Source organism: Rothia koreensis, from assembly GCF_004136575.1.
Taxonomy (GTDB): Bacteria; Actinomycetota; Actinomycetes; order Actinomycetales; family Micrococcaceae; genus Rothia; species Rothia koreensis.
Window position 1 is genome coordinate 25,754 of the sequence record NZ_NOIQ01000015.1, and the last position, 21,578, is coordinate 47,331.

At 61.8% G+C, this 21,578-nt stretch carries 19 protein-coding genes; 9 read left to right on the plus strand and 10 right to left on the minus strand.

Going from position 1 to position 21,578, the window contains the following annotated elements; genetic code table 11:
• The first annotated feature begins 57 nt into the window (after positions 1–57).
• Both trxB and trxA read left to right on the plus strand, forming a co-directional pair.
• The gene (gene trxB, locus EWU68_RS09910; protein ID WP_238692425.1) at positions 58–1,038 is read left to right on the plus strand and encodes a thioredoxin-disulfide reductase; all 981 of its coding nucleotides are present in this window, start codon (positions 58–60) and stop codon (positions 1,036–1,038) included.
• A gap of 51 nt (positions 1,039–1,089) precedes the next feature.
• Positions 1,090–1,416: a thioredoxin gene (gene trxA / locus EWU68_RS09915; protein WP_129315974.1), complete on the plus strand. Its 327-nt coding sequence runs from the start codon at positions 1,090–1,092 to the stop codon at positions 1,414–1,416.
• 109 nt (positions 1,417–1,525) lie between these two features.
• On the opposite strand, the gene EWU68_RS09920 is transcribed toward trxA, so the two are convergent.
• From EWU68_RS09920 to rpmH, 8 genes are all read right to left on the minus strand, one after another.
• The gene (locus EWU68_RS09920) at positions 1,526–2,674 is read right to left on the minus strand and encodes a ParB/RepB/Spo0J family partition protein (RefSeq protein WP_129316007.1); all 1,149 of its coding nucleotides are present in this window, start codon (positions 2,672–2,674) and stop codon (positions 1,526–1,528) included.
• A 1,526-nt stretch (positions 2,675–4,200) separates the two neighbouring features.
• Complete coding sequence (locus EWU68_RS09925; protein WP_165162138.1) at positions 4,201–5,190, minus strand: ParA family protein; 990 nt, start codon at positions 5,188–5,190, stop codon at positions 4,201–4,203.
• Between the two features lie 186 nt (positions 5,191–5,376).
• Complete coding sequence (rsmG, locus tag EWU68_RS09930) at positions 5,377–6,018, minus strand: 16S rRNA (guanine(527)-N(7))-methyltransferase RsmG (protein ID WP_193554047.1); 642 nt, start codon at positions 6,016–6,018, stop codon at positions 5,377–5,379.
• The gene (locus tag EWU68_RS09935; protein WP_129315976.1) at positions 6,015–6,680 is read right to left on the minus strand and encodes a Jag family protein; all 666 of its coding nucleotides are present in this window, start codon (positions 6,678–6,680) and stop codon (positions 6,015–6,017) included. The genes rsmG and EWU68_RS09935 overlap by 4 nt, the downstream gene beginning before the upstream one ends.
• Positions 6,681–6,799: 119 nt before the next feature.
• Positions 6,800–7,774, minus strand: a complete 975-nt coding sequence (gene yidC / locus EWU68_RS09940) for a membrane protein insertase YidC (protein WP_129315977.1) — start codon at positions 7,772–7,774, stop codon at positions 6,800–6,802.
• Between the two features lie 13 nt (positions 7,775–7,787).
• On the minus strand, positions 7,788–8,198 hold the full coding sequence (yidD, locus tag EWU68_RS09945; RefSeq protein WP_238692417.1) for a membrane protein insertion efficiency factor YidD: 411 nt from the start codon (positions 8,196–8,198) through the stop codon (positions 7,788–7,790).
• 7 nt (positions 8,199–8,205) lie between these two features.
• Positions 8,206–8,607, minus strand: coding sequence for a ribonuclease P protein component (gene rnpA, locus EWU68_RS09950; RefSeq protein ID WP_129315979.1), 402 nt, complete (start codon positions 8,605–8,607; stop codon positions 8,206–8,208).
• An 88-nt stretch (positions 8,608–8,695) separates the two neighbouring features.
• Positions 8,696–8,833, minus strand: coding sequence for a 50S ribosomal protein L34 (rpmH, locus tag EWU68_RS09955; protein ID WP_129315980.1), 138 nt, complete (start codon positions 8,831–8,833; stop codon positions 8,696–8,698).
• A 646-nt stretch (positions 8,834–9,479) separates the two neighbouring features.
• Between rpmH and dnaA the strand changes: the two genes are divergently transcribed.
• From dnaA to EWU68_RS09975, 4 genes are all read left to right on the plus strand, one after another.
• Positions 9,480–11,162, plus strand: coding sequence for a chromosomal replication initiator protein DnaA (dnaA, locus tag EWU68_RS09960; RefSeq protein WP_238692418.1), 1,683 nt, complete (start codon positions 9,480–9,482; stop codon positions 11,160–11,162).
• 442 nt (positions 11,163–11,604) lie between these two features.
• Positions 11,605–12,729, plus strand: a complete 1,125-nt coding sequence (dnaN, locus tag EWU68_RS09965; RefSeq protein WP_129315982.1) for a DNA polymerase III subunit beta — start codon at positions 11,605–11,607, stop codon at positions 12,727–12,729.
• 12 nt (positions 12,730–12,741) lie between these two features.
• Positions 12,742–13,989: a DNA replication/repair protein RecF gene (recF, locus tag EWU68_RS09970; RefSeq protein ID WP_129315983.1), complete on the plus strand. Its 1,248-nt coding sequence runs from the start codon at positions 12,742–12,744 to the stop codon at positions 13,987–13,989.
• Positions 13,986–14,621, plus strand: a complete 636-nt coding sequence (locus tag EWU68_RS09975; protein WP_238692419.1) for a DciA family protein — start codon at positions 13,986–13,988, stop codon at positions 14,619–14,621. The genes recF and EWU68_RS09975 overlap by 4 nt, the downstream gene beginning before the upstream one ends.
• Here EWU68_RS09975 and fdhD read toward each other — a convergent pair.
• Both fdhD and EWU68_RS09985 read right to left on the minus strand, forming a co-directional pair.
• On the minus strand, positions 14,612–15,466 hold the full coding sequence (gene fdhD / locus EWU68_RS09980) for a formate dehydrogenase accessory sulfurtransferase FdhD (RefSeq protein WP_129315984.1): 855 nt from the start codon (positions 15,464–15,466) through the stop codon (positions 14,612–14,614). The genes EWU68_RS09975 and fdhD overlap by 10 nt on opposite strands.
• A gap of 6 nt (positions 15,467–15,472) precedes the next feature.
• Positions 15,473–15,793, minus strand: coding sequence for a DUF6457 domain-containing protein (locus tag EWU68_RS09985; protein ID WP_129315985.1), 321 nt, complete (start codon positions 15,791–15,793; stop codon positions 15,473–15,475).
• Positions 15,794–16,175: 382 nt separating this feature from the next.
• On the opposite strand from EWU68_RS09985, the gene gyrB reads away from it, so the two are divergent.
• The 3 genes from gyrB (at position 16,176) to EWU68_RS10000 (ending at position 21,534) form a co-directional block, all read left to right on the plus strand.
• Positions 16,176–18,203 carry a DNA topoisomerase (ATP-hydrolyzing) subunit B gene (gene gyrB / locus EWU68_RS09990; protein ID WP_129315986.1) on the plus strand — a complete coding sequence of 676 codons (2,028 nt, stop codon included), beginning with the start codon at positions 16,176–16,178 and terminating at the stop codon, positions 18,201–18,203.
• Between the two features lie 80 nt (positions 18,204–18,283).
• Complete coding sequence (gyrA, locus tag EWU68_RS09995) at positions 18,284–20,953, plus strand: DNA gyrase subunit A (RefSeq protein WP_129315987.1); 2,670 nt, start codon at positions 18,284–18,286, stop codon at positions 20,951–20,953.
• Positions 20,950–21,534, plus strand: a complete 585-nt coding sequence (locus tag EWU68_RS10000; RefSeq protein ID WP_129315988.1) for a DUF3566 domain-containing protein — start codon at positions 20,950–20,952, stop codon at positions 21,532–21,534. Before gyrA ends, EWU68_RS10000 begins: the two co-directional genes overlap by 4 nt.
• Positions 21,535–21,578: the final 44 nt, after the last annotated feature.

Genomic DNA, 21,578 nt, shown 5'->3' on the forward strand with positions numbered 1-21,578 from the left:
CCGCACGGAAGGAAATAAGTGACCGACAGCGTGTTCTCCCAGGGATCGGGTTCCCTGATCGACGTGAAGACCCAGAACGTAGCGGAGACCGAACCACGGGAAGACGGTTCGGACCGTGTTCACGACATCGCAATCATCGGGTCGGGCCCGGCCGGCTACACCGCGGCCGTCTACGCTGCACGGGCCAATCTGCAGCCGGTGGTGTTCGCCAGCTCCGTCGCGGCAGGTGGTGACCTCATGACCACCACAGAGGTGGAGAACTACCCGGGCTTCATTGAAGGCATTCAGGGACCCGAGTTGATGGCCAATATGCAGCAGCAGGCGGAGCGTTTCGGCGCCGACATCCAGTACGAGGACGTCGATTCGGTCGAGCTGGAAGGCGAGGTCAAGAAGATCACCCTCCAGGACGGCACGGTTCACTGGGCGAAGGCCGTCATCATCTCCACGGGCTCGGAATACCGGAAGTTGGGTCTGGACGACGAAACCCGCCTGTCCGGCCACGGAGTCAGCTGGTGCGCAACCTGTGACGGTTTCTTTTTCAAGGACAAGCCGATCGCCGTCGTCGGCGGCGGCGATTCCGCTCTCGAAGAGGCCCTGTTCCTGACCAACTTCGCATCGAACGTGACGATCATTCATCGACGCGATTCGCTCAGGGCATCTGAAATCATGCAGGAGCGGGCACTCAACAACCCGAAGATCACCTTCATTTGGGACTCCGCAGTGGTCGGTATCGAAGGTGAGGCCAAGACCGAGGCCCTCCAGGTGGAAAACCTCAAGTCGGGACTGACTCAGCGCCTCGAGGTCGACGGTCTGTTCGTGGCGATCGGTTCGGATCCCCGTACCGACCTCGTGAAGGACCAATTGGAGCTGACTCCTGAGGGAACCATTGCAGTGAACGGCAGGTCCTCCAAAACGAATGTTCCTGGCGTTTTCGCTGCCGGCGACGTCATTGATCCCACCTACAGGCAGGCCATTACGGCCGCGGGCTCGGGTTGTGTGGCCGCGATCGACGCCCAGCACTACCTCGAATCCCTCTGACCGACATCGTTACGACGAGGTCGACGACCAACCACAGCGAAAGGAAAAACAATGAGCAACGCAAAGGCTGTCTCTGACGCCACGTTCGAAGATGATGTCCTCAAGAACGACCGTCCGGTCATCGTCGATTTCTGGGCAGAATGGTGCGGACCCTGCCGCCAGGTTGGCCCGGTTCTCGATCAGATTGCCGAAGAACACGCGGGCAAGGTCGACGTCGTGAAGTTGAATGTGGACGAAAACGGTGAAACGGCTGCGAAGTACGGCATCACCTCGATTCCCGCGATCTACGTGTTCAAGGACGGCGACGTCGCCAAGACCTCTGTCGGCGCCAAACCGAAGGCCGTCCTGGAGAAGGAATTCGCCGAGTTCCTCGGCTGACTCTCTCGTCAGCTGACACCCTGGAACAAAGACGCCGCCTCGTTTCACGTGAAACGAGGCGGCGTCTTTGTAGTTACATCAATCCCCGCTCAGGAGGAATCCGGGACGCCTACTCCCCCTCGATCTTCGGGTCCAGAACAGTAATGATCCTGTTCAGATCGTCGACCGATGCGAACTCGATCGTCATCTTGCCCTTGCGAGCTCCCAGATTGATTTTCACGTTCGTATCGAGCTTGTCCGAGAACGCGTCTGCAATGTAGTCCAGTCGTTCGTGGTGCTTATTCGGGGTCGCGGGCTTCCTTGGCTTCTGCTCGCCCTTCTCTGCCGCGCCCGACTGAATAATCTCCTCGACCGAACGAACTGACAGACCCTCGGCCACAATGCGCTGCGCGAGGCGCTCCATGGCCGCAGGATCGGTCAGAGCCAATAGCGCACGTGCATGGCCCGCGGACAGAATTCCGGCGGCCACCCGACGCTGGACCAAGGCAGGAAGGCGCAGCAACCGGATGGTATTGGAGATCTGCGGCCTTGACCGGCCGATTTTCAGGGCCAGCTCATCCTGGGTTGTACCGAACTCGTTGAGAAGCTGTTGATACGCGGCCGCTTCTTCCAAGGGGTTGAGCTGGCTCCTGTGGAGATTCTCCAGCAGTGCATCGCGCAACAGATCAACGTCTTGGGTTTGGCGAACGATGGCGGGAATGGTCTCGAGACCAGCCCTCTGGGTAGCTCGCCAGCGTCGCTCACCCATCACGAGTTCGTACTTGGCGTCACCCTCTTCCCGACTTGGACGAATCACGATGGGTTGGAGAAGCCCGATTTCCCGGATGGAGTGGACGAGCTCCTCCATCTCGTCTTCATCAAATTCCTGCCGTGGTTGCTTCCGGTTGGGGTGAATGTCAGAGACCGGGATATCCCCAAAATGCGCCCCTGGCACGGGAATCAGGGTGGGACCCTCCGCTTCCCCATTGGCAGTCTCCTCAGGCTGGGCTGTCGATGAAGAAGCGGTCGCATTCTGCCCCGTTTCACGTGAAACGGACTGATTCGTGCCCGACTTCTTGTCTTCTGCGGAATCAGTAGAAGCACCGCTTGCAGGAACGGCGGATTCATCGATCGACTTCTCGGCAGAGCCCAGGGGCTCACGCCGGTTGTCCAGTTCGGAGCTTGAGTCCGGGGCATCAGCACTCGCCGACTCCGACGGTTGGAAGAAGAAGTCCACGGGCCGGCGGCCACCCGCACTCTTTCGCAACGCCGCGCCCATGTCTGCCCTGGGGGTGCCGGATTTCCGCGTACCGCGTGCCTTGCCGTCCGAGCCCGAGGAGCCCTCCGACCCTGCGGTCTTCTGCGACGACGGGCCTTTGGACCCGGATCCCTCGGTTGCGTTCTCAGACACCTTGGGCGATTTGTTCGACGAACTACTGGACGTCCGACGTGACGATGTCTTACCTGACGTCTGGGGCGACTCCTTGCCGTCTGCGCCGGAATTCTCGCGCTTTCCACCTGCCGATGCGGCACTCGCCTTCCCGTTCTTGGCTTTGGACTGTGTGCCGGATCTGTACTCCCGATTCTCGCCGGTGCCCTTGGTCGAGCTTGCGTTCGATTTCTTGGAGGCAGCGGACGTCTTGGATGCGCGAGCAGTCGATGCCTCACTTGTTTCACGTGAAACGCCGCCTTCGGGATCCACCTTCCCATTTGGCCCAGACGTGCTGTCGACCCCTTGTTCCTCGGACTCCCCTGCTGGTGAGCTCGGAATGAGCGATCCCAAGCCCCGGCCCAGTCCACGTCTCTTTTCAGCCACGGTGCTCCTTCTTCATATGTTGGGTACTGACTCCAGTCTATAGTGCCCCAACAGCATTGTTGGCAATGCGGTCGGTCCGGCACCATCTATTTCATGTCATTCGTGCACCTTACGAACTGGAGTCCGTGGCGACCGTTTCACGTGAAACCGTGGACAATGATGCGCAGGAGTCCGGCGCTCAATCAACGGAGTAGGCTGCTGGTCCTGTTCTCTTCGATCCGGTGCGGTCGGACCCTCGGAATCCACTCCTGCCTCGTCCGTTTCACGTGAAACGACGTGCATGCACAACGGCAGGACTAGGCCACGTGACCACACGGACTCCAGGGCCGTTCCCGATATTTACCGACACGCCACAGCGCCACTAGATACTATCGAATGAATCCTTTGCACCCCGCGGCCAAACCTGCGCCTGGCGCTGAACTCACCATGGACCTCGGGGTTCACATTCACAGGCTTCGACACTTTTCTACGTACGAGCGAGTTGGTATTCCTGCTCCCGGTTTCACGTGAAACGGACCAAATGAGCGTACGACCACAGAACCAGCCCCGGAAGGATCTGACGCGCCTCATGCCTATGTTCCGAAGTCGCGATCAGCGTACTGTTCATTGAGCCGGCGCGCCCAAAACCGTCCATATGTCACGCGTGGACAAGCCTGCAGCCCGTTTCACGTGAAACGGTGACCCTCTTGAGGCTCCAGAATGGGGGAGACCCGCTGCTTCCAGATCCACACCGTGGCAGGGACGTAGTAGGGGCATCCGCGGATTGTTTCACGTGAAACGGCCCCGCTTCCAGACCATGTCGGATAGCCTGAACGAGCTCGGCCTCAACCGCCGCGCAGGTCCTCAGGCGTCACTTGCCTTGGCCGTTCTAAGCTCAACCGATTGCGCAGCACTTTCACGGACACCAACGGACGCTCTCTGAGCGACGGGGAAAGAGACCACGCGACGTGCACATGCGCGAGGGGAGCAGAACGTCGATCAGTTGGAACTCAGTTCGCGCCTCGCTGCGCTATTTCCACAGCTGCTTCGAGGTAGGACAATGCACCTGTGGACTGAGGATCGTACGTCAGCACAGTCTGCTGGTAACTCGGAGCTTCGGATATCCGGACGGACCTGGGAATCATGGCATTCAGAACCTCGTCCGGGAAGTGCTGCCTGACCTCGTCTGCGACTTGCGACGCCAGATTGGTTCGACCGTCGTACATGGTCAGGAGAATCGTGCTGACCCGAAGCGTGGGGTTCAAGTGCTTTTGCACCAATTCAATATTCTTGAGGAGCTGACTCAACCCCTCGAGTGCGTAGTATTCGCACTGAATGGGTATCAGAACCTCTTTGGCGGCCACGAACGCATTGATCGTGAGTAGGCCCAGGGACGGCGGGCAGTCGATGAAGATGTAGTCGAGGCGGGGGAATCCCGCTTCCTCGCGAGCCTCCGCGTACTCCCGCAGAGCCCGATCCAATCGCTGTTCCCGGGCCACGAGTGACACCAACTCGATCTCGGCTCCCGCCAAGTCGATATTGGATGGAATGCAGTACAGATTGGGGTAATCGGGGCACTGCCTGACGACATCCTTGACGGGCGTCCCCTCGATGAGCACGTCATAGGTCGAGTCGACGTCCATGCCGTGCTCGATATTCAGTGCCGTCGACGCATTGCCTTGGGGATCGATGTCAACGACCAGGGTCTCGAAGCCACGGTCCGCCATGGCCGCCGCCAGGTTGACCGCCGTGCTCGTTTTGCCGACTCCGCCCTTTTGGTTGCTGATGGTCAGCACTCGCGTGTGATCGGGGCGGGGAACCGGTTGCTTGGCCAGCTGCTTCCAGCGCTTCTTCTCGTTCATTAGCTCTCTCGCAACGGGGGATTTGAGGCGGTCCGATATGGCGATCCGCGACGTGATGGAATCGATCGTTTCATGTGAAACATGGCGTCCCTGATCCGGAACAACCGTTTCGGATTGATCTTGTGGGTTGGGTGGCATCCCGTCGTCGGGTGCCCTATGTCTTCCTACCACCAGGTCTCCATTTCACGATCCGATGCTTGATTACACATCAGTCCAGGGTACCCGTTCAGGCTTTAAGGAAGTGGCACGATCCCGTTGTGTGGACGAAACACACTCGACGGCGCGAACGCCCGCCGGAGTCCGCCTCACAGCGCCACAGGACGCTCAGAGGCCGATGTGGACCACTGTCGTCGGTTGTTCGAGGACATCTTCCCCGACTGTGACGATCTCTGTGGACCTCACCCCGTACTTGTCGAGCTTCTTCTTCGACTTCTGGATCTCTTCCTCGGCCGATTTGCCCTTCAGGGCCAAGAGCTGCCCCGTACCTCGCAACAGAGGCAACGTAATGTCCAGCAGCCCGACGAGGGCGGATACTGCTCTGGCGGTCACGACGTCGACGTCGATGTCACCGACCAATTGCTCCGCACGGCCGCGTCGCAGGTCGACGTTCTCGATTCCGAGGTCCTCGATCACCTCGTCCAGCCATATGATCCGGCGTTCGAGGGGTTCGATGAGCGTGATGTAGAGGTCGGGCCGGGCGATGGCCAGGCACAGACCGGGCAGGCCCGCGCCGGAGCCCACGTCGGCAACACGCTGGTCCGGCCCGATGAGCTCCTGGACCACAGCGCAGTTGAGGACGTGCCTGGACCAGAGGCGGGGGAGCTCTCTGGGGCCTATCAGGCCACGCTCGATGCCGCTGGTCGCCAGGTGCTCTACATAGCGTTCCGCCTGGGGAAGGCGATCTCCGAACACCGATGTCGCCGCGAGGAGGTCTTCACCGGAGAGTTCGATCTTCTCGGAGTTCACGCGTCACCCTCGACGACGTCGTCCCTTGTTGCCTCGACCGAGATGACGATGTGCCGCTTCGATCCCTCGCCCTCGGATTCGGAGTGCAATCCGTTCTCGGCCACGATGTCGTGGACAATCTTGCGTTCGTACGGGCTCAACGGTTTGAGGTGGCATGCATTGCCCGAATCCTTGACCGAGGCGATGGCGTCCTCTGCCATGGTCTTCAGCTCATCTCCACGACGATCCCTGTAACCGGCGACGTCGAGAATCAGACGTGACCGCTGCCCCGTGGAAGCGAGCACGGAGAGCCGAACCAGTTCCTGCAGAGAATCCAAAACCTCACCACGGCGGCCGACCAGCAGTTCCAGGTCCTCTTCGTTCTCCTCGGTCACCACGGAGATGTACGCGCGGTTCTGGCGGACCTCGATGTCGATGTCCCCGTCCAGGTCCGCGATGTCGAGAAGTTCTTCCAGATAGTCGGCGGCGATTTCACTCTCGTCTTCCCCGCTGACCTCGGCGTCACCGGAAACGACCTCGTCGTCGTTTCCCTCGGCGGGCTCTTCTGCCGCGGTCTCGGTCGGCGTCGTTTCCGGCTCTGCAGCCTTGTCCGGGGTGCCGAGTTCATCCGTCCGCTCCTGGTTCGCGGACCGGTCCGGCGTTTCCTCGTTCTGTTCGACCATCGGTTCTCCTGCTCCGCACCGGTGAGCCGGCGCAGTCATCGATTCGACCGCTCAGTGCACCTCGCACGAGCTGCATACGGTGTGGACGGCATGGAACATTCCGAGCCGCCACACGCCCGCTAGTTCTTCTTTTTCTTCTTCTGCCGGTTCTTGCTCACCGGCTGGTTCCGCTGACCGCCCTGGGCGCGCTCACGCTGTGCCTCGAGCTCCGCCTCGTGCTCTTCACGGGACTTGCCGACAGGGGGAAGCCCCTTGGCCGCCCGGCGCTCGTTGAGCTCTTTCTCGGCCTGGGAACCGGCCGTGGGATTGTTGCGGATGACCCACCACTGCTGACCCATGGCCCAGAAGTTCGAGACGGTCCAGTAGACGAGCACACCGAGCGGGAAGTTGATACCACCCACGGCGAAGATGATCGGGAACAGATACATGAGCATCTGCTGCTGCCGATACATCGGGGATTCCTTGGCCTGGGCGCTCATGTTCTTGGCCGTGAGCTGCCGCTGGGTGATGAACTGGCTCAAGGACATGGCCACGATCATGATGATGGCCAGAGCAATCGTGCTCGTGTGGTTACCGTTGCCCGGATGAGTCAGCGTCGAGAACAGGGGGGCGCCGAGGATGAAGGCGTCGTTGAACTGGTGGACCATGTCGGCCGAAAGCACCAGGATGCCTTCGTGATTTCCCGAGGCCGCGGGAACCCCGCGGAGAACCTGCAGGAGCCCGAAGAACACGGGCATCTGCACGATGATCGGGAAACACGAGGAGAGGGGATTGGCTCCCTTGCTCTTGTACAGGGCCATCTGCTCCTGCGCCATGGCCTGGCGGGACAGCTGGTCCTTCTTTCCCTTGTACTTGGCCTGGATCTTGGCCATTTCGGGCTGAAGCTCCTGCATGCCGCGCATGGACTTGATCTGCTTCAGGAACAGCGGAACCGTCAGGATACGCATGACGAAGGTCATGAACACGATGGCGAGGACCCACGTCCAACCGGAGGCCGGATCCATGCCAATGGCAGTGAACAAACTGTGGAAGACCCACAGGACCGCGGAGACGATCCATTTGAAGGGCCACAGAATGATGTCGATTGGGTTCATCAGGAATTGACTCCTAGCCCCGAGGCTGGTGGGGCATCGTGTTCTCCGCTTCTGGCGGATGGTTCAACAGCAAGATCTTCGGTTCGCGTCCCGGCGCGAATTTGCGCCGACCAGCGGGCACGGGGTCCACACCTCCGGTTGCCCAGGGGTGACACCTCAACAATCGTCTCACGGTCAGACCGGTTCCTCGGACGAGACCGTGAAGGGCGACCGCTTCGAGCCCGTAGGCCGAGCAGGTAGGAAAATATCTGCAGACATCTCCGTACAGGGGAGAAACGATCCGTCGGTACGCCCGGAGGAACGCGATCGCGAGGTTCTGAGGGAACGTCCACAGGGCGTGAACCCACCCATCCGGGTGCACGTATTCTCTCGGCGCCGACGCGAGGCGCTCTTCCGGGGAACCGTCCGACGGATTCCGGCTCATTCCGTGTTCACTGTTCATCGCGTGCGCCGACGATCGAGGGGTCACGGCCTTCTTCGACATCCGGCTCGCCGAGCTTCTTCCGGAGGCTGCGCCGTGCGCTGCGATAATCGCGGGCCAGGTCGTCCCACGTTGCGTCGGCCGACGCCGGCAACGCCCGGACCACGAACGCGAGGCCGTTCGGATTCTCCCGCACGGACTCGGCGGCCAGCTCGCGAAGTCGCCTCTTGACCCTGTTGCGCACGACGGCGTTGCCCACGGCCTTCGACACCACGAATCCGGCGATGCTGGGGGATGAGCCCTCTGATCGGCTCGCATATAGAACTAAGTTCCGGCGTCCGCTTCGGACGCCGGAACGTGTAGTCATTGAGAACTGTGTGGACGTCCTCATTCGGTGCTGTTGTGCCAGCACGTCAAGGCTCCTTCAACGCGAACCGGATGGCGCCTGAGCCCCGGAGGAAACCATGACTCAGGAGACGCCCCTTCGAGAGGGGAGTCGGTCAGGCCGAAACGGAAGCGCGACCCTTGGAACGGCGGTTCGCCAGGATGGCGCGGCCGGCGCGGGTGCGCATACGAAGACGGAAGCCGTGCTTCTTGGCACGACGGCGGTTATTCGGCTGAAAAGTCCGCTTGCTCACTGTGGTAACTCCAAGACTGTTTGTTCGGGCCTGCCCGTTCAGGGGACCTTGCGGGCGATGTTCATGCGAAGGAACACGAGGCAGGCGCTTTCGGTTCTGCTGCGCCGTCGGAGTTCTGCTGCCCTCCGGGTCCCAGAAGACGGCGGAATCGGGCACGCGGGCACAATCCGACGCACAGACGACTAACAAACAATACGAGCACACCGAGCTGGTGGTCAAGTCCCGCACCCCGCGAACCGACGTCCCGCGACGAAGAACACCGTCGTGTCCGGCCACGGGGTTCGTTCCTCCGCCGGACCCACCACGTTGTGCATTCGGCTCGATGCACAGCTGTGGATAATCCCAAATTTTTTTGCCGGCCCACAGGCCGCGGGATGACGGGAAACTACAAACCTGTGATTACAGTTTCCCGCGAATTCGAGCGTCAGACGCCCGGATTTATGACCTAAGCTAGCTAGAGCCATCCACGGTTATCCACATTTTCCACAGCTGTGGAGAACGATGTGGAGAACTTGGGTACAGCCCGTGGATGAGCGGCCTGGGCATCGTCATTCTCTGCCGTTTCCGCGTCCTTTGACGGACCGGACGCGGGGTTCGCGGGTGTCGAAGGCTGTGTCAGATGTCCCCCTCGACAACAAGGAGAACAGTGAGCATTCAGGGCAACAACGAGATCCAGGCCCAGTGGGACGCCTGCATTGCTGATCTCCAGGCAAACGCCGCCATCGCCCGCCGCTTGCGCGCTTTTCTTCCCCTCGCCAAGCCCCAAGGCCTTTTCGGGACGACGCTCATCGTTGCTGTCCCGAACGAGTTCACCCGTGGGATCTTCCAGTCGGATATCCATGAGGCGTTCAAGGACGCGATCTCGACGTCCTTCGGCGAGAACATCACGGAAGCCTTCGTGATCGATCCGGAGATGGATGTCTCCGAACCGCAGTCGACGGCGTCGTCGGCCTCTGCCGAACAGCCCCGGAACGAATCCGTGAACAACGCCGACGCCGCTCCCGCCGCCGCGTCGGCTGGAAACGTTCCTCAGCCAGAACCGTCGGTCGCTCACGAGAATTCGGTCACCGTCTCCGGCGTGCCGATCCCTCCGATCAATGAGCTCGAGGCCGAGCGCGGGCACGCCACGTCGCACACGTCGCCTCTGGACAGGCAGCCCACGGATCTCGCTTCCGGGTCACGCAGCGATGAGGTCCAGTTGCCCGCTCCCAGGGTCGATCCGCCCGCCCAGGAACGAGATATTCCGAAGGAATCATACGAGCGTTCTCAGGGCGATATCGAATGGGACAGCTCGGCCCGTCTGAACGACAAGTACATGTTCGACACCTTCGTGATCGGTCAGTCCAACCGCTTCGCCCATGCCGCGGCCCTGGCCGTGGCCGAGAATCCGGCCAGCGCGTACAACCCTTTGTTCGTGTACGGGGACTCCGGGCTCGGAAAGACCCACCTGCTGCACGCGATCGGCCACTACGCCAAGCGGTTCTACCCGAATCACCGGGTCAGGTATGTGAACTCGGAGGAATTCACCAACGACTTCATCAACTCCATCCGCGACGACGAGGGATCGAGTTTCAAGCAGATCTACCGCAATGTCGATCTGTTGCTCATTGACGACATCCAGTTCCTGGCGGGCAAGGAGCACACCCAGGAAGAGTTCTTCCATACGTTCAACGCGCTGCACAACCACAAGAAGCAGATCGTGATCACGTCGGATCTGCCGCCCAAACAGCTCTCGGGCTTTGCAGAGCGTATGCGGTCGCGCTTCGAGTGGGGACTGATCACGGATGTCCAGCCGCCCGAGCTGGAGACCCGCATCGCGATTCTCCGGAAGAAGGCCCAGAACGAGAATCTGGATGCGCCCGGCGACGTCATGGAATACATCGCCTCCAACATCACCACGAACATCCGTGAGCTCGAGGGCGCCCTGATCCGGGTCACGGCCTTTGCTTCGCTCAACAAGCAACGGGTCGATCTTCCGTTGGCGGAGCTGGTGCTCAAGGACCTCATCACGGATGACGGCGTCCCGGAGATCACCGCGTCCGCGATCTTGGGTCAGACGGCCAACTACTTCGAGATTTCTCTGGAGGAGCTGCGCAGCAAGTCTCGCAACAGGACACTCGTGACGGCCCGCCAGATCGCCATGTATTTGCTCCGCGAGCTGACCGACATGTCCCTGCCGAAAATCGGCCAGGAATTCGGGGGACGCGACCATACGACTGTGATGCACGCCGATCGCAAGATCCGGAAGCTCATGGCCGAGCGCAGGCAGATCTTCAATCAGGTCACCGAGCTGACCAACCGCATCAAGCAACAGCAGCGCGAAGGCTGACCCCTGTCCACAGTTCCGCGGGATACCGCCCCAAGACCTGTTTATTAACACCTGTGGACAACTCTGTGGATCAATGCCCTTTTTCTGTGGAGCTTAAGGGGACAGCCGGGCCGGCGCTGTGGAATCGCCGTCAGAGCGCCCGAAAGTCTTCACATCGGCTCCACCGGTGCCCTCGATTTAAACCACAAATTTTCTACAGACTCGATGGCATCCTGGTGCGGATGAAGGCGGTTATCCACAGTATCCACACGGGTTATTAACACTACCCATCGTTTAAAGAGATCATTCCGAATAACAAAGTTCCGCTCCCAGGCCTGCCGGCGGGACCAGGTGCGACCCCAGTCGCCCAAGGAATCGGTAATTACAAGAATCCTATGGAGACTCCGTCTCCGGTAGGCTCTGTCCTAGGACTCACCATCTTCGAGAGAGGGACTTCGCGCACGTGAAATTCTCAGTTGACCGAGACGTACTGGCCGAAGCCGTCACATGGACGGCTCGCTCCCTCTCACCCCGTCCTCCTGTGCCGGTTCTGTCGGGTCTTCTGATCAAGGCCTCCGGCAACGAGGTCTCGATCGCGAGCTTCGACTACGAGACCTCTGCCAAATTGAACATCGTTGCCGAGGTCCAGGAAGAAGGGGAGACCCTGGTCTCCGGCCGCCTGCTGGCCGACATCTGCCGTTCGTTGCCTTCCGCACCGGTCGATCTGGAAACACGTGACTCGAAGGTCTACCTCACGTGCCGTTCCTCGAAGTTCAACCTCGCTGCCATGCCGGTTTCCGAGTACCCGGAGCTTCCGGCACTTCCTGAAATCTCGGGGACGATCGACGGCGCCGCATTCGCGCACGCGATTTCGCAGACCATCGTTGCGGCCAGCAAGGACGACACCCTCCCGATCCTGACCGGTGTCCGGGTCGAGATCGAGGGATCCACCATGACCCTGCTGGCGACCGACCGCTACCGTCTCGCGATGCGGGAGCTCACCTGGGAGCCCACCGATCCGAACATCTCGACTGCTGCCCTGATCAAGGCCAAAACCCTCAATGAGGTCGCCAAGACCTTGGGCAATGCCGGCCAGATGAACATTGCACTCTCGGATTCCCACGAGCTGGTCGGCTTCGAATCCGGCGGACGACGCACCACGAGCCTGCTGGTCGACGGCGAGTACCCGAAGATCCGGTCCCTGTTCCCCGACCAGACGCCGATCCACGCCGTCGTCAAGACCTCCGAACTCGTCGAGGCCGTACGCCGCGTGTCCCTGGTCGCGGAGAGAAACACACCCGTGCGCCTGGCGTTCTCGCAGGGACAGCTTGCGCTCGACGCCGGTACCGGCGAAGACGCCCAGGCCAACGAAATCCTTGATGCCCGACTCGACGGCGACGACATCACGGTTGCCTTCAACCCGGTCTACCTGAGCGAAGGTCTTCACGCCTTCGGCAGCGAGTACGTGCGCTTCTCGTTCACGACGCCGCCCAAACCAGCGGTTCTGTCGGCTCAGGACGACCTCGAGGGCGACGACGGCAGGGACTACCGTTATCTCCTGATGCCAGTACGCCTGCCCAACCAATAAAGGGGCCGCGAGGTGTACATCGATCACCTCTCGCTCATGGACTTCAGGACCTATGGGTTCCTGGATCTCCCGCTGACCACTGGGCTGACCGTCATGGTCGGCCCGAATGGTGTGGGCAAGACCAATATCGTCGAGGCCGTCGACTACAGCGCAAATTTGGCCTCCCACCGTGTCAGCAACGATGCCCCGCTCATCCGAGTGGGAGCTGACCGTTCGTACATCAGGTTTCGAGTGGTCCGGGGGCACCAGCAGACCGTCATGGAACTGGAAATCACTCCTGGCAAGGCCAATCGGGTGCGCATCAATCGTGCCGCTCCCGTGCGGGTCCGGGAGGCGCTGGGCATATGCCAAACGGTCCTGTTCTCGCCGGAAGACCTCGACCTGATCAAGGGGGATCCCGCCGGACGACGTCGTTTCGTGGACGACCTTGCGGTCTCTCTCCGACCCGTTCTGGGCGGGTACCGCGCGGACTACGAAAAAGTCCTGCGCCAGAGGAACGCGCTGCTCAAGTCGCTGCGCAAACAAGGGCCGGGCAAGAAACTGAGCGAGGACGAACGGGCCACGCTCGACGTCTGGAACGGGCAACTGGTCAACCTGGGCTCACGCATCATGCAGGCGCGTTTTCAGATTCTCGCTGCCCTGCTGCCCCAAGCGGACCACGCGTACGGGCAACTGACCGATGGGGGCAAGGATCTCGGATTCGTCTACGAATCCTCCGCACTCGGCCCTCGGGACGGTTCGGACATCACGTCCCTGGCCCGTATTCCGCTTCCGGAATTGGGTTCCATGATGGAGTCGGCCCTCGAAGAGCGAGCGGCCGATGAGATCGAGCGCGGAATGAGTCTCGTGGGTCCGCACCGGGACGAGATCGCACTCATGCTGGGAGATATTCCCGCCAAGGGATATGCTTCTCACGGTGAGACCTGGTCCTACGCGTTGTCCTTGCGGCTCGGGTCCTGGTACCTCCACCAAGCGGATCATGAGGATCCCACGGCATCTCCGATCCTGATTCTCGACGACGTCTTCGCCGAGCTCGATGCCACGCGCCGTTCACGACTGGCTCGCATCGTATCCGGCGCCGAACAAGTCCTGGTCACGTGCGCGGTCGAACAGGACCTTCCCGAAGAATTGGATTCCGCCCGGAGGATTGTGCGGGTCGAGCCGGGCCGGGCCGTCGTCGTCGGCGATGTCACGGCGGCCGACGCCGAACGGGACCCCGAGGGCGATATCGATCCGACGGAACGCGAGGGATCATCGTGAGCTCATTCCGGTCCGACGATCCCAGGGGAGAGAGCGCCCGTCGATCGATGGAACAGAATCGCGTCGATGCCCCGGCGTCGCTCCTTCAACGCCTGCGCACCGCGGCGAAGCAGAGGGGCGAGGGACGGCTGACGGGAAATGCCGCCAAGAAGATCATCCGCGACTTCGGAGACATCGTCTCTGCCGAGCCCGGCACGTCGACCAAGAGGCGTTGGCGCGAGGAAGGCTGGGACCCGCGCACGCTCGGAGGATATACGGGGCCCGGCAAATCCTCGCGGGACCCCCAGGGGCTGGGATCCGTGCTCGATCACATGATCGCCTCACGCGGGTGGAAGGAGCCCGTTGCGGTCAGCAGCGTCCTGGCGCGTTGGTCGGACATCGTGGGCCCCTCGATCGCCGCGCACTCGACGCCGGAGAACTATGAGAACTCCGAGGTCGTGATCCGGTGCGACTCGACCAATTACGCCACCATCCTGCGCACCATGACGCCACAACTCATGCACACCTTCGAGACCGAACTCGGACCGGGCATCGTGACCAAGATCAGCGTGTTCGGACCCAACGTTCCGAGCTGGCGCAAAGGGCGCAGAGTGGCCCCCGGGGGCCGCGGCCCGCGGGACACCTACGGGTAGGCGAGTTCCGTTGCGGGTACCACCCGGTGGTCCCCGCTGTAGATGACGAAGCGGTTGCCGCGCACGAAGCCGGCAAGGGTCATGCCGGCGTCCTTCGCGAGGTCGACGGCCAAGGACGACGGCGCCGAGACGGAGGCCAGCATCGGAATGCCCGCCATCGCGGCCTTCTGGGTGAGTTCGAAACTCGCCCTCCCGGAAACCATCAGCACGTGGTTGCTCAGGGGGAGCTTCCCGTCGAGCAGTGCCCCGCCCAGGACCTTGTCCACGGCGTTGTGCCTGCCCACGTCCTCTCGGATCGAGACCAGTTCGCCGGTTCGCCCATCGAAAAGGCCCGCCGCATGGAGTCCGCCCGTGCGGTCGAAGACCTTTTGTTTGGCCCGCAGGGTCTCCGGCATCCCCAGAACGAAGTCCTCCGAGAGGCGCATCGGGTCATCGGCCACGGGAAAAAGAGATTTCTGGTGCACCTGGTCAATGCTCGTGCGACCGCACATGCCGCAGGCGCTGGACATCAGAACATTGCGTTCCTGGTAGTGGAACGGCGGGAGCACCCACTTGTGCAGGACGACGTCGACCGTGTTGTCGCCGTCCTCGGCTCCCGGGCCGAAGTCCTTGCGGCAGTATCGAATGGACGAGACCTGCTTGCCGTCGGTGATGACGCCCTCGCTCAGGAGGAACCCGGCGGCCAGGGAGAAGTCCTCGGTCGGCGTCCTCATGGTCACGGCGAGACGACGGCCGTTGACCCGGATTTCGAGCGGTTCTTCGGTGGCCACCATGTCGGCCCGGGAATCGCGATGACCTTCCTGATCAACGCGGATGACTCTGGTGCGGGATTCGCTGCGGCTCATTGGACCCTAGTCCTTCGGGTCCGTGTCGACGCCGGCGTCGCGACGGGTTCGGGCGACCAAGTCGCGTACCTGTTCCGAGAGCTCCTTGAGCTGGTCTTCGGCGGGCACGGTGTCCTCTCCCGCCTCGGACTGCGCGGCCAGACGAAGTCCCAGGGCAACGCCCACGAGGTAGGAACTCGTCGGGGCTCCGGGCCGTACGATGCCGTGAGCCACGTCCTTGGTCATCTCGAGAATCGGGCCAGGCGCCACCACGTCGGACGGCAGGTCGAGTTCGACCGCGACCATCTCGAGCCACTCCGTGAGATTCGGCAGATGCTGATCGGTCATTTCGAACTCTTCGCTTTCTTCTCGACCACCGCGGCGGATTGCGGTGGGCTTTTCGGATGGTGAGGATCGGGAATGGGCCGACGGGCTCATTCCGCTTCTCTTGGGCTCGGGACTGTCTGAGTGTGAACCCACAGGTGCGAGGGTCCGACGCCGTCTGAGGGCCGTCGAAGGCCTGTGAAAGCCACTGACCTCCTCAAAGGATGCTCTGAGCGGAGCGAATTGGCCCCTGTGAGCGCCCGAGTCCGGTAGAATGGATGTCAGATCCAACGGTGGCCAGCTTCGCGATCCGACCACATTGCAATGTTATCGATTTCGCGCACCTGCCCGCCATCCCCAGACCGGACCCCTCGTGGGTCCGGAAGCTAGGAGCTGAAACCTCAAAGTGGCAGCCGAAGAAAATCACGAATACGGTGCGAGCGACATTACGGTCCTCAAGGGACTGGAAGCGGTCCGCAAACGACCGGGCATGTATATCGGTTCCACCGGAGAACGCGGCCTCCACCACCTCGTCTACGAGGTCGTGGACAACTCGGTCGATGAGGCGCTCGCCGGATACTGCGACCACATCGAGATCACGTTGCTCGCCGATGGCGGCGTCAGGGTCGTGGACAACGGCCGAGGCATCCCCGTGGACATGCACCCGACCGAAGGCAAGCCGACCGTTGAAGTGGTCATGACCGTTCTTCACGCGGGCGGCAAGTTCGGTGGCGGGGGATACGCGGTCTCCGGTGGCCTGCACGGCGTCGGCATCTCCGTGGTCAATGCCCTCTCCACGCGGGTGATCACCACGGTGCGCAACCAGGGGTACGTCTGGACCACGAGCTTCCACAACGGAGGCCACATCGATCAGCCGCTCGAACGCGGTGCCGAAACCAGTGAGACCGGTACCGAACAGGTCTTCTACCCGGACCCCGAGATCTTCGAGACGGTCGATTTCGACTACGAAACCCTTCGCGCCCGGTTCCAGCAGATGGCATTCCTGAACAAAGGACTGCGTATCACCCTGACGGACGAGCGGGAAGCCGCCGACTTCGACGACGAGGTTGCCGAGGAGAAGAAAACTTCGGAGCAGAAGCTCAACGAAGAAGGCACCACGTCCGAGGGCTACCGCGTGGTCGTCTACCAGTACGACGACGGCCTTCTCGACTACGTCAAGTTCCTCAACGCCAGCCAGAAGACCAACGTGATCCACGATGACGTCATCGCGCTGGAGGTCGAGGACACCGAGAAGAAGCTCTCCCTCGAGCTGGCCATGCAGTGGACCGAGTCCTACAAGGAATCGGTCCATACCTACGCCAACACCATCAACACCCACGAGGGCGGAACCCACGAAGAAGGTTTCCGCACGGCGCTGACCTCACTGATCAACCGGTACGCGCGGGACAACAAGTTGCTGCGGGAGAAGGACGAGAACCTCACGGGCGACGACGTCCGCGAGGGTCTCACCGCGGTGATTTCCGTCAAGATCGCCGAGCCCCAGTTCGAGGGCCAGACCAAGACCAAACTCGGCAACTCGGAGGTCAAGACCTTCGTGCAGCGTGAGGTCTGGGACCAGATGGGGGACTGGCTCGAACGCAACCCCAACGAAGCCAAGGACATCGTCCGGCGTTCGATCACCGCCGCCCAGGCCCGTATGGCAGCGCGCAAGGCTCGCGAGACCACACGCCGCAAGGGGTTGCTGGAGTCCGGCGGAATGCCGGGGAAACTCAAGGACTGCTCCTCCAAGAACCCGGAGATCTCGGAGATCTACCTCGTCGAGGGCGACTCGGCGGGCGGCTCCGCGGTCCAGGGGCGCGACCCCGAACGGCAGGCGATCCTTCCCCTGCGAGGCAAGATCCTGAACGTGGAACGTGCGCGGCTGGACCGTGCCCTCTCCAATGCCGAGGTCCAATCGATGATTACCGCCTTCGGTGCGGGCATCGGCGAAGAGTTCCAGATCGAGAAGGCCCGGTACCACAAGATCGTTCTGATGGCGGATGCCGATGTCGACGGCCAGCACATCACCACCCTTCTGCTGACCCTGCTCTTCCGCTTCATGCGTCCGCTGATCGAAGCCGGATACGTATATCTCGCCCAACCTCCGCTGTACCGGATCAAGTGGTCCAATGCCCCGGACGACTACGTGTTCACGGATGCGGAGAGGGACGAGGCGGTTGCCCGCGGGCTGGCCAACAACCAGCGCCTTCCCAAGGAGAACGGCATCCAGCGCTACAAGGGTCTGGGCGAGATGGACTACAGCGAGCTGTGGGAAACGACCATGGACCCGGAGCACAGGACGCTTCTCCAGGTGACCATGGACGATGCCGCCGCGGCCGACCAGGTCTTCTCTGTGCTGATGGGCGAGGACGTCGAATCCCGCCGCGAATTCATTCAGAAGAACGCCAAGGACATCCGGTTCCTCGATATCTAGCCGAAGCCGAATATTTGGCATAAGGCATATATCGGCACCGAGAGACTGAAGACTTTCAGCAGGACGGAACACAGAGAAACATGAGCACCGAAGACAACGGTTCGAATCAGAATCCTCAGGAGGGCGCCCCCATCGAGGGCGAGGTCGTGGGCGGCGACGTCGCGGCCACCACGGGCACCGACCGAGTCGAGCACGTGGACCTCCAGACCGAGATGCAGCGGTCGTACCTCGATTACGCGATGGCCGTGATCGTCGGTCGTGCACTCCCGGACGTGCGAGATGGCCTGAAACCGGTTCACCGGCGCGTCATCTACGCGATGTACGACGGCGGATACCGGCCGGACCGCTCCTTCAACAAGTGCGCCCGCGTGGTCGGCGAGGTCATGGGTCAGTACCACCCCCACGGTGACTCCGCCATCTACGACACCTTGGTGCGTCTGATCCAGAACTGGATCATGAGGTATCCGCTCGCGCTGGGACAAGGAAACTTCGGTTCCCCCGGAAACGACGGCGCCGCTGCGCCTCGGTACACCGAGTGCAAGATGGCACCGCTGGCCATGGAGATGGTGCGGGACATCCAGGAAGACACCGTCGACTTCCAGGACAACTACGACGGCAAGAACCAGGAACCCGTGGTGCTTCCCGCACGGTTCCCCAACCTGCTGGTCAACGGGTCCTCCGGCATCGCGGTGGGCATGGCGACCAACATTCCCCCGCACAACCTGCGCGAGGTCGCCGAGGGTGTTCAGTGGTACCTGGAGCACCCCGAAGCGGACAACGAGGAATTGCTCGATGCCCTGATCGCTCGCATCAAGGGACCCGATTTCCCCACGGGCGCCCAGATCCTGGGTCACAAGGGAATTGAGGACGCCTACCGGACTGGGCGCGGCTCAATCACGATGCGCGCGGTCGTCGACGTGGAAGAAATCCACGGTCGCACGTGCCTCGTGATCACGGAACTGCCCTACCAGGCCAATCCGGACAACCTGGCGATCAAGATCGCCGATCTGATCCGCGAGGGCAAGATCAGCGGCATCGCCGATCTCCGGGACGAGACCTCGGGCCGCACGGGCCAGCGCCTCGTCGTCGTCCTCAAGCGGGACGCGGTCGCCAAGGTGGTGCTGAACAACCTCTACAAGCACACCCAGTTGCAGGAGAACTTTTCCGCCAACATGCTCGCGATCGTGGACGGTGTGCCCCGGACGCTTTCGCTGGATGCCTTCATTCGCCACTGGGTTCAGCACCAGATGGACGTCATCGTCCGGAGAACGCGGTTCCGCCTGCGCCAGGCCGAGGAAGAAGCCCACATTCTGCGGGGGCTCCTCAAGGCGCTGGACGCCCTCGACGAGGTCATTCAGCTGATCCGTAACTCGTCCACGGCCGACGACGCCCGCACGGGGCTCATGGAATTCCTGGACATCGACGAAGCCCAGGCCCAGGCCATTCTGAACATGCAGCTGCGCCGTCTCGCCGCACTGGAGCGCAAGAAGATCCAGGACCGGCACGACGAACTCATGCGTCTGATCGAGGAATACAAGGAGATCATCGACTCCGAACAGCGCCAACGCGACCTCATCTCGGAGGAAATGCGGGACGTGGTCAACCGTTACGGCGACGACCGTCGGACGCAGATTCTCATGGGCTACGACGGCGACATGTCGATCGAGGACCTCATCCCCGAGGAAGACATGGTCGTCACGATCACGCGCGGCGGATACGTCAAACGGACCCGCATCGACCAGTACAGATCACAACACCGTGGCGGCAAGGGGATCCGCGGGGCCCAGCTGCGCGGCGACGACGTCGTCGAGCATCTCGTGGTCACGACCACCCACAACTGGATCCTGTTCTTCACGAACTTCGGGCGCGTCTACCGCACCAAGGCTTACGAACTCATCGAGGCAGGGCGGGATGCGAAGGGGCAGCACGTGGCCAACCTGCTGGCCTTCCAGCCGGACGAGAAGATCCAGAGGGTCATGGCCCTGCGCACCTATGAGGATGCGCCGTACCTGGTTCTGGCCACCAAGCACGGTCTGATCAAGAAATCGCGCCTCAGCGACTACGACACGAACCGGACCTCGGGCGTCATCGCGATCAATCTGCGGGAGGACGACGAACTCATCTCCGCGCAGCTCACCCACTCGAACGACGACCTCATGCTCATCTCCCGCAAGGGGCAGTCCCTCAGGTTCACGGCGACCGACGACGCGCTCCGGCCGATGGGCCGCGCAACCAGCGGTGTGACCGGCATGAAGTTCCGGGATGGCGACGAACTCTTGGCCGCCAACGTGGTCACCGATGATTCTTACGTCTTCGTGGTGACCGAAGGCGGCTACGCCAAGAGGACCAAGGTCGATGAATACCGGGTCCAGGGGCGTGGCGGTCTGGGCATCAAGGTGGCCAAACTCGTCGAGGACCGCGGAGATCTGGTCGGTGGCCTGATCGTCGGTGCCGACGACGAAGTCCTGGTCGTCATGCAGTCCGGCAAGGTCGCCCGGTCCCTCGTGTCGGAAGTTCCTGCCAAGGGCCGGGACACCATGGGCGTAATATTTGCCAAGCCTGGCAAGAGCGACAGGATTCTTTCCATCGCCCGAAATCAGGACAAGGGCATTGACGAAGGCCAAGAGATTGCCGACGACGGTTCCGTTGAGGTGTTGGACGGCGAAAATGAAGTACCGTTGGACAACGGTACTGAACAGACCGATACTCCGGCCGAGTCGGAAACTTCATCACACGGAGGTAATGAGTGAGCACGAACAATCCTGGTAACGCGGCGGGGAAACCTTCCGCGTCCGCGAGCTCCTCTGCGCAAAAGCCCGCGGACAACCGACGCAAACCGGCCGCTGGTTCCGGACGCGGAGATTCGGTGACCGCTTCCAAGTCCGCTCCCTCGAACGGGCCCGCGAACGGCAACAAGCGCCAGGCCTCCTCGAACGGCCGACCGCTGGTTCGACCCGCGCCCCGTTCCAAGGTGCGTCGCGCGCACCTGACCGTGGCCAAGGTTGATCTCTGGTCGATCGCCAAGCTGGTTTTCCTGTTGTCCGTGGCCGTCGGGATCGTCGTGGTCGTGGCCAGTGTGATCCTGTGGCTCGTCTTCGACATCACGGGCATCTTCGGTGGCATCGACTCGGTGCTCTCCATGCTCTCGAGCCAGGGCAACGCCGTGTCCATCACGGACTACTTGTCTCTGGGTCAGGTGGCGCTCTACGCGACGATCCTCTCCATCGTGAACGTGGTGCTGATGACCCTGCTGGGTGTCATTTCGGCTTTCCTGTACAACATCGCCGCCCGCCTCGTGGGCGGCGTGGGAGTCACGCTGACGGACGACTGATCGGGGTGCCTTCCTGTGCGGGAGGTCACCACTGGCCTGATTTG

Bases quoted from the DNA above. Each gene is read 5' to 3' on its own strand.
- trxA (WP_129315974.1), top strand. From the start codon at position 1,090: ATGAGCAACGCAAAGGCTGTCTCTGACGCCACGTTCGAAGATGATGTC.
- EWU68_RS09920 (WP_129316007.1), bottom strand. From the start codon at position 2,674: ATGGGCGCGGCGTTGCGAAAGAGTGCGGGTGGCCGCCGGCCCGTGGAC.
- EWU68_RS09925 (WP_165162138.1), bottom strand. From the start codon at position 5,190: ATGCCACCCAACCCACAAGATCAATCCGAAACGGTTGTTCCGGATCAG.
- EWU68_RS09935 (WP_129315976.1), bottom strand. From the start codon at position 6,680: ATGGTCGAACAGAACGAGGAAACGCCGGACCGGTCCGCGAACCAGGAG.
- yidC (WP_129315977.1), bottom strand. From the start codon at position 7,774: ATGAACCCAATCGACATCATTCTGTGGCCCTTCAAATGGATCGTCTCC.
- yidD (WP_238692417.1), bottom strand. From the start codon at position 8,198: ATGAGCCGGAATCCGTCGGACGGTTCCCCGGAAGAGCGCCTCGCGTCG.
- fdhD (WP_129315984.1), bottom strand. From the start codon at position 15,466: ATGAGCCGCAGCGAATCCCGCACCAGAGTCATCCGCGTTGATCAGGAA.
- EWU68_RS09985 (WP_129315985.1), bottom strand. From the start codon at position 15,793: ATGACCGATCAGCATCTGCCGAATCTCACGGAGTGGCTCGAGATGGTC.
- gyrA (WP_129315987.1), top strand. From the start codon at position 18,284: ATGAGCACCGAAGACAACGGTTCGAATCAGAATCCTCAGGAGGGCGCC.